This is a genomic window from Nocardia sp. CC201C, assembly GCF_030010695.1.
Lineage (GTDB): Bacteria > Actinomycetota > Actinomycetes > Mycobacteriales > Mycobacteriaceae > Nocardia > Nocardia otitidiscaviarum.
On the sequence record NZ_JASCXP010000374.1, the window covers coordinates 1 to 7,485 of the forward strand.

Genomic DNA, 7,485 nt, shown 5'->3' on the forward strand with positions numbered 1-7,485 from the left:
GGGGGGGGGCCCCCCCCCCCCCCGGGCCCCCCCCCCCCCCCCCCCCCGGGCCCCCCCCCCCCCCCCCCCGGGGGCGCCCCTTCCGCGTTCATACGGCAGGTGCGCGACGGCGGCGCGACGGCGCGCGGGAGCGCCGCCTACACCTCACCACCAGCGACAACACCACGCCCGGCAGCTCGCTGGCCGATCCGGTCACCTGCACTTTCTGTCATGGTTGCTCGATTAACCTCGTCGCAGGCGCAATGAAAATCCACAGCAGATGCACAAATCGTGCGAATTGCTCACGACAATCTGCCACGCGGGCCGCGCGCCCGTGACTACGATGGACGCCGAGGGGAGTCGGACAGGCGGTCTGGCGGAAGGTCCGGTCATGGCGTTTTATCGGCAGGTGGGAACGGTGCCGCCCAAACGGCACACCCAGCACCGCGATGCCCACGGCAAGCTCTACTACGAGGAGCTGATGGGTGAGGAGGGCTTCTCCGGCGACTCGTCGCTGCTCTACCACCGCGGCCTGCCACCGGCCATCGTGGACTCGGAGGTCTGGCTGGTTCCCGATCAGCGGACCTTTCCGAATCATCCACTGCAACACCGGCATCTGCGGCTGCACGAACTGTTCCCGGGCGACAAGCCGGACGGCACCGATGTGGTGACCGGGCGGCGACTGCTGCTGGGCAATGCCGATGTGCGCATCTCGTACGTGGTGGCCGCGCGGCCGTCGCCGCTGTACCGCAATGCCGTCGGCGACGAGCTGGTGTACATCGAATCCGGTGCGGGCCGGGTGGAGACCGTCTTCGGCGTGCTGCCGGTGCGCCAGGGCCACCAGGTGCTGCTGCCGCGCGCCACCACGCACCGCTGGCTGCCGGAGGGCCCGGAACCCTTGCGGGCCTACGTGATCGAGGCGTCGGGCCATATCACCCCGCCCAAGCGCTATCTGTCCAAGTACGGCCAGTTCCTGGAGCATTCGCCGTACTGCGAGCGGGATCTGCACGGCCCCGCCGAACCGCTGCTGGCGGAGGGTACGGACGTCGAGGTGCTGGTGAAGCATCGCCCGGCCGGTGAGATCGTCGGCACCCGCATGATGTACGCGACGCACCCGTTCGACGTGGTGGGCTGGGACGGCTGCCTGTACCCGTTCACCTTCGATATCGCCGACTTCGAGCCGATCACCGGTCGCGTGCATCAGCCGCCGCCCGCGCATCAGGCGTTCGAGGGCTCCAACTTCGTGGTGTGCAACTTCGTGCCGCGCAAGGTCGACTACCACCCGCTCTCGATTCCGGTGCCCTACTACCACTCCAATGTGGACTCCGACGAGATCATGTTCTACTGCGGCGGCAACTACGAGGCGCGCCGCGGCTCGGGCATCGCGCAGGGTTCGGTGTCGGTGCATCCGGGCGGCTACGCGCACGGCCCGCAACCGGGGGCCTACGAGCGCAGCATCGGCGCGGAGTTCTTCGACGAGTTGGCGGTCATGGTCGATACCTTCCGGCCGCTCGGACTCGGCGAGGGTGCGCTGGCCTGCGAGGATCCCGAGTACGCGTGGACCTGGTCCGGCCGCGGGCCGGGAGTTCGGTAAATGCGGGACGCCCCCGCCCGCACCGCGGTGCGGGTCCGTCCCGCCTGCCCGGAGGAGATACGGTGAACAGTCGAGTGCGCATCGAGGTGCCGGCGGATTCCGGATTCGGGCCGCGGCATCTGCCCTACGGGGTCTTCCAACCCAGCGGTGGCGAACCGCGCGTGGGGGTGCGATTGGGTGACTGCGTGGTGGATCTGGCGGTGGCCCTGGATGATCCGATGTTCGCCCGGCCCAGCCTCAATGCCTTCATGGCGCAGGGGCCGACCATCTGGCGGGAGGTGCGCGAGCGGCTGCAAGCGGCTGCCGACGGTGAATTCCCGGCCGCCGCCGTGCATTCCGTCTCGGCGGTGCGGCTGCTGCTGCCGGTGGAGGTCGGCGATTACGTCGACTTCTACGCCAGCATCGACCACGCGACCAACGCCGGTCGCATCTTCCGTCCGGATTCCGAACCGCTGCTGCCGAATTGGCGACATCTGCCGGTGGGCTACCACGGCCGCGCGGGCACCGTGGTGGTCTCCGGCACCGAGGTGATCCGGCCCTGCGGCCAACGCCGAGGCGCTTCGGGCGCACCGGATTTCGGTCCGACGCAGCGACTCGACATCGAGGCGGAACTGGGTTTCGTGGTCGGCGCGGACTCCGAGCGCGGCACGGCCGTCGAGACCGGCGCGTTCGCCGATCACGTCTTCGGGGTGGCGCTGGTCAACGACTGGTCCGCCCGCGACATCCAGGCGTGGGAGGCGCAGCCGCTGGGCCCCTTCCTCGGCAAATCCTTCGCGACATCGCTGGCGGCCTGGGTGACACCCCTGGATGCCCTGCGGGAGGCGCGGATTCCGCTGCCCGCACAGGACCCGCGACCGCTGCCCTACCTGCGGGACAGCGCGCCGTGGGGGCTCGACATCGAACTGCGGGTGGAGTGGAACGGGCAGCTGGTCGCCACTCCCCCGTACTCACGCATGTACTGGTCTCCGGCGCAGATGCTCGCCCATATGACGGTCAACGGGGCCTCCGTGCGCACCGGCGACCTGTTCGCCTCGGGCACCATCTCCGGGCCGCGGCGCCACGAGCGCGGCTCGCTGCTGGAATTGAGCTGGGGCGGCACCGAACCCGTGGATGTGGGCGGCGCGAAGCGGACGTATCTGGAGGACGGCGACGAGGTGGTGATCACGGCGTCGGCCCCGGCGGCGGACGGCGGCCGGCTCACGCTCGGCGAGGTCCGGGGCTCGATCCGGCCCGCACGCCCCTGACCTCCGGCGGCACCGCGATCGCCATCCGATAGCCGATCGGCATGCCCATGACCATGGTCACAGCCGATCGCTATGGCGGGATGTGGACGGCTACCGTTCCGAAGTTGGGAAACTCCGGAGGGCAGTGCGTCGATGCTTACCAATCTCGCCCGCTTCGCCATGGCGCGGCCGCGTACCGTGCTGGTGGCCGCGTTGTTGCTGATGATCATCTGCGGTGGCTTCGGCGCGACCGTGAAGTCGCATATGGTCGGCGGCGGCTACCTCACCTCCGAACTGGAGTCGGTGCGCGCCAACGACTTCATCGAGGACAACTTCCCCGGCGGCAATCCGAACCTCATTGTCATGATCACCGCCGAGGGCGGGGTGAACAGTCCGGAGGCGCGGAGCGAGGCGCAGCGCATCACCGATGAACTGCGCGCCGATTCGACCATCACCGGGGTGCGGTCGTACTGGACCACCGTGACCGAGCGCTCGGATCTGGCGACAGCGCTGCGCAGCAAGGACAGCAAGCGCGGTCTCATCATGGCCACCCTGCTCGGCACCGACACCCAGATCCAGAACCGCGCGGCCGAACTCACCGGCGATCTCAGCGGTGACCGCGGCGGCGTGCAGGTGCGGGTGGGCGGTATGGCGGGCACCTTCGCCGATATCAACCACCAGGTGGAGAAGGATCTGATCCTGGCCGAGGCCATCGCCATCCCCATTTCGGGGCTGCTGCTGGTGCTGGTGTTCGGTTCGCTGGTGGCCGCGGCGCTGCCGATCGGCGTGGGCCTGTTCGCGATCGCCGCCACCCTCGGCATCCTGCGGGCGCTCACCACGGTCATGGACGTGTCGATCTTCGCGTTGAACATGACCAGCGCGCTGGGCCTGGCGCTGGCCATCGACTACAGCCTGTTCCTCGTCAGTCGTTACCGCGAGGAACTCGCGGCGGGTCGCGACACCCGCGCCGCGGTGCTGCGCGCGGTGCAGACGGCGGGCCGCACGGTGGTGTTCTCGGGTCTGACCGTGGCACTGGCGCTGGCGGCGCTGGCGGTGTTCCCGCAGCCGTTCTTCAAATCCTTCGCCTTCGCCGGGGTGGCGGTGGTGGCCGCGGCGGTCGGCGCGTCGGTGCTGCTGCTCCCGGCCGCACTGGTGCTGCTCGGCGATCGGATCAACGCCCTGGATCTGCGGAAACCGCTGCGGCGCGCGCTCGGTCGGCCCGATCCCACGCCGCAGCGGCCCGAGGACAGCGGCTGGTACCGGCTGGTCATGTGGGTGATGCGGCGGTCCGTCCCGGTCGCCGTGGTGACCGGCGCGGTACTGCTGGCGCTCGGCTCACCGTTCCTGGGCGCGCATTTCGGCAGCCCGGACGATCGGGTGATCGGCGACTTCGCCTCCAGCCGCCAGGTCGGCGACGCGCTGCGCGAGGACTTCAACGCCGATATGGCATCGAGCGCCGTGCTGGTGCTGCCGGACTTCCAGGGCACCGGAGAGCAGATCGGCACCTATGCCGCCGCGCTGTCGAAGGTGCCGGACGTGCCCGCGGTGATGTCGAGCGCGGGCGTCTACGTCGACGGTACGAAGATGGCGGCCGGACTGCCCGAAATGGCCGGACCGGCGGGCACCTACCTGTCGGTGGGCACCCGGCTCGCGCCCTCCTCGGTGGCGGGCAAGGAGCAGTTGGCCACCCTGCGCGAGGTGCCCGCGCCCGGCGAGGTGCTGTTCGGCGGCGCGGCGGCGCTGGACGAGGACACCATGGATTCGGTGATCCAGCGCTTGCCGCTGGCCGTCGGGCTGATCGCGGTGATCACCCTGATCCTGCTGTTCCTGTTCACCGGCAGCGTGGTGCTGCCGGTGAAGGCACTGCTGCTGAACCTGCTCTCGGTCACCGCCACCTTCGGGGCGATGATCTGGATCTTCCAGGACGGGCATCTGTCCGGCCTGCTCGGCTTCACCCCGACCGGCACCATCGACCTGTTCATGCCGATCCTGATGTTCTGCCTGGCATTCGGCATGTCCATGGACTACGAGGTCTTCCTGCTCTCCCGCATTCGCGAGGAGTGGCTGGCCTCGGATCGCAGCGCCGCCGCGAACGCCCGCTCGGTGGCGCTGGGCGTGGCCCGCACCGGCCGCATCTTCACCGCCGCGGCGGGTCTGATGGCGGTGGTGCTGCTGGCCGTGGCCACCTCCCAGGTGGCGGCCATGAAGCTCTTCGGCATCGGGCTGGCGCTGGCGATCGTGGCCGATGCCACCGTGATCCGCGGCCTGCTGGCCCCGGCGCTCATGCGGATGATGAGCACCGCCAACTGGTGGGCTCCGAAACCCCTTGCGGCGCTGCACAAGCGGATCGGACTGGAGGAGGAGGGCGCGGAGCCGGAGCGGCCCGCGCCGACGCTGGAGAAGTTGCGTTCCTGACCCGATCGGCCACCGCCGCGCTCCGGACGTCGCTCGGGGCCGGTCCGGGGGCGGACAGATCCGGCTACCGCCCCGAGGCGGCGCTCGCCCGGCGACCCAACTCCATGACCGTCAGGAAGTGGACGAGGTCCTCGATGAGGCTGTCCACCGAGTCCGGCGCACCGCCGTCGTCGTGATGGTGCAGCCAGTCGGCGACCAATTCGAACATGCCGCCGATGGCCGCCAAACTCACGGCGAGACTGCGCCTTTCGTCCATCTCCGCTTCGGGCCACTGGGTGTCGAGGAAGGCCGCGGCCCAGCGGCGGTTGCCGCGCCGCTGTTTCTCCACGGCGGGTGAGATGCCGCCCGCCTCGCCGAAGGTCACCTTGGCCAGCCGCACGTCGTCGGCGATGGCGTGCACGAAGGCCGCGACGATGGCGCGCAGCCGCTCCTGCCACGGCAGGTCGGCGGTCTCCGCGGCCACCTGCGCCACCCGGGTCTGGAACTGCACGGTGATGTGCTCCAGCAGGGCGCGATAGCAGGCTTCCTTGCTGTCGAAGTGGTCGTAGAAGCCTTTGGTGCCGACGTAGGCGTGTTGACAGATCTGCTCGATCGAGGTGCCCGAATAGCTCTGCTGGGCAAAGAGTTCGGTCGCCGCCGCGAGGAGCTGACGACGCCGCTGCGCACTGCGCTCCTCGGCGTCGAGGCCACGGATTCGACGCCGCGCCGGTGCGGGGTCGGGTCGCGCGGCGGATTTGCTGCGGGTCATAGGCAAACCTTAGCGGCGTCCTTTCGAAAAAGAATTCTTGTTGATAACAGGATAGCGTGTTGTAATCGTCGTCACGTCGATGAGGAAGGGAACAGACGTGGCAGGGATCAATGGGGATCGCCGAAGGCGGGGGTGGCGGCGCTTCACCGCGGCCGCGCTCGCGACGGCGGCGGTCATGAGCACGGCGGTGGCCATGAGCACCGCGGCACTGCTGGGTACGGCGGGCACGGCCGCCGCGGCACCGCAGCCGGTGGATGTGGATCCGTTCTATCAAGCGCCCGAGGGCTTCGAATCCGCCGCACCGGGCGACATTCTGCGGTCGCGCGAAGTGCAGTTGGCGGTGCTCACGGTGCTCCCGGTGCGAGTGCGTGCCTGGCAGTTGCTGTATCGCACCACCGACCTGTTCGAACAACCCACGGTGGCGGCGACCACGGTGGCGGTGCCCATGGGGGCCGACACCGCTCGCAGCCGACCGCTGGTCTCACACCAGTTCTTCTACGACAGCGCCGCACCGCACTGCGCACCCTCGTTCCTGTTGCAGCAGGGCGGCGGCCTGGCGGGAGTCGAGGGCATCCACTCCAACGTGGAATACCTGGAGCTCGCGGCCTCCATCAGCCAGGGCTACGCCATCAACGTGCCCGACTACGAGGGCCTGAACGGTCATCTGGCCGTCGCCAAGGAACCCGGCTACATGGTGCTCGACAGCATCCGCGCGGCCGAACGCTTCGAACCCCTCGGCCTGGACGGCGCGAACACGCCGGTGGCGCTGTGGGGGTACTCCGGCGGCGGCATGGCCAGCGGCTGGGCCGCGGAAATGCATCCCACCTACGCGCCGGAGCTGAACATCAAGGGCGCGGCCATCGGCGCGCCGGTCTCGGACGTGGAATCACTGCTGCACGTGAACGGCTCCATGTTCTCCAGCCTCATCGGCATCGGCATCGCGTCGCTGATGAACGCTTACCCGAAGTTCGCCGCGGCGACCGAACGCGTGCTCACCCCCGAGGGCCGGGCGATGATGAACCGCACCAACGCCCAGTGCCTGCCGCGCAACGCGCTGACCATGATGTTCGTCGACTATCAGAAGATGCTGACCATTCCCATCGCGGAGTACCTGGCACTGCCCGAGGTCCGCGAGGTGTTCGACGCCACCGTGCTCGGCAAGCACGCCCCGACCATGCCGATCATGCTCTACCAGGGCGTCTTCGACGAGGCCGTGCCGGTCTTCGACAATGACGCGCTGGTGCCGAAGTGGTGTGCGGGCGGCACCTCGGTGCTCTACAAGCGCGACCACCTCAGCGAGCACCTGACCCTGCCCACCCTGGGCATGGGCGACGCCTTCAACTGGGTGCGCGGCCGCCTGGCCCCCGGCGCGCCCGATCCGGTGGGTTGCCAGACCGAGAACCACCTGTCGCTGTTCTTCGATCTCCAGGACATCCTGATGCAGACCGAGATCAATCTGAACGCCACCTTCGGCGCGCTGGGCTGGCCCATCGGACCTCAGGAGCGCTGAGAAGCCTTCTCGCTCA

Annotated in this window: 5 protein-coding genes; 4 read left to right on the forward strand and 1 reads right to left on the reverse strand. The window is 69.2% G+C overall.

What is annotated here, in order from left to right:
- The first annotated feature begins 370 nt into the window (after positions 1-370).
- The 3 genes from QK444_RS28820 (at position 371) to QK444_RS28830 (ending at position 5,211) form a co-directional block, all read left to right on the forward strand.
- Entirely contained in the window at positions 371-1,573 is a 1,203-nt protein-coding gene (locus QK444_RS28820; protein ID WP_282785276.1) for a homogentisate 1,2-dioxygenase domain-containing protein, read from the forward strand.
- 62 nt (positions 1,574-1,635) lie between these two features.
- Positions 1,636-2,817 carry a fumarylacetoacetase gene (gene fahA, locus QK444_RS28825; protein ID WP_282785277.1) on the forward strand — a complete coding sequence of 394 codons (1,182 nt, stop codon included), beginning with the start codon at positions 1,636-1,638 and terminating at the stop codon, positions 2,815-2,817.
- 132 nt (positions 2,818-2,949) lie between these two features.
- The gene (locus QK444_RS28830; protein WP_282785278.1) at positions 2,950-5,211 is read left to right on the forward strand and encodes an MMPL family transporter; all 2,262 of its coding nucleotides are present in this window, start codon (positions 2,950-2,952) and stop codon (positions 5,209-5,211) included.
- A 64-nt stretch (positions 5,212-5,275) separates the two neighbouring features.
- Here QK444_RS28830 and QK444_RS28835 read toward each other — a convergent pair whose 3' ends face one another.
- On the reverse strand, positions 5,276-5,959 hold the full coding sequence (locus tag QK444_RS28835) for a TetR/AcrR family transcriptional regulator (protein WP_282785279.1): 684 nt from the start codon (positions 5,957-5,959) through the stop codon (positions 5,276-5,278).
- A gap of 97 nt (positions 5,960-6,056) precedes the next feature.
- Here QK444_RS28835 and QK444_RS28840 point away from each other — a divergent pair, with 97 nt between their 5' ends.
- Positions 6,057-7,469, forward strand: coding sequence for a lipase family protein (locus tag QK444_RS28840; RefSeq protein WP_282785280.1), 1,413 nt, complete (start codon positions 6,057-6,059; stop codon positions 7,467-7,469).
- The last annotated feature ends 16 nt before the right edge of the window (positions 7,470-7,485 follow it).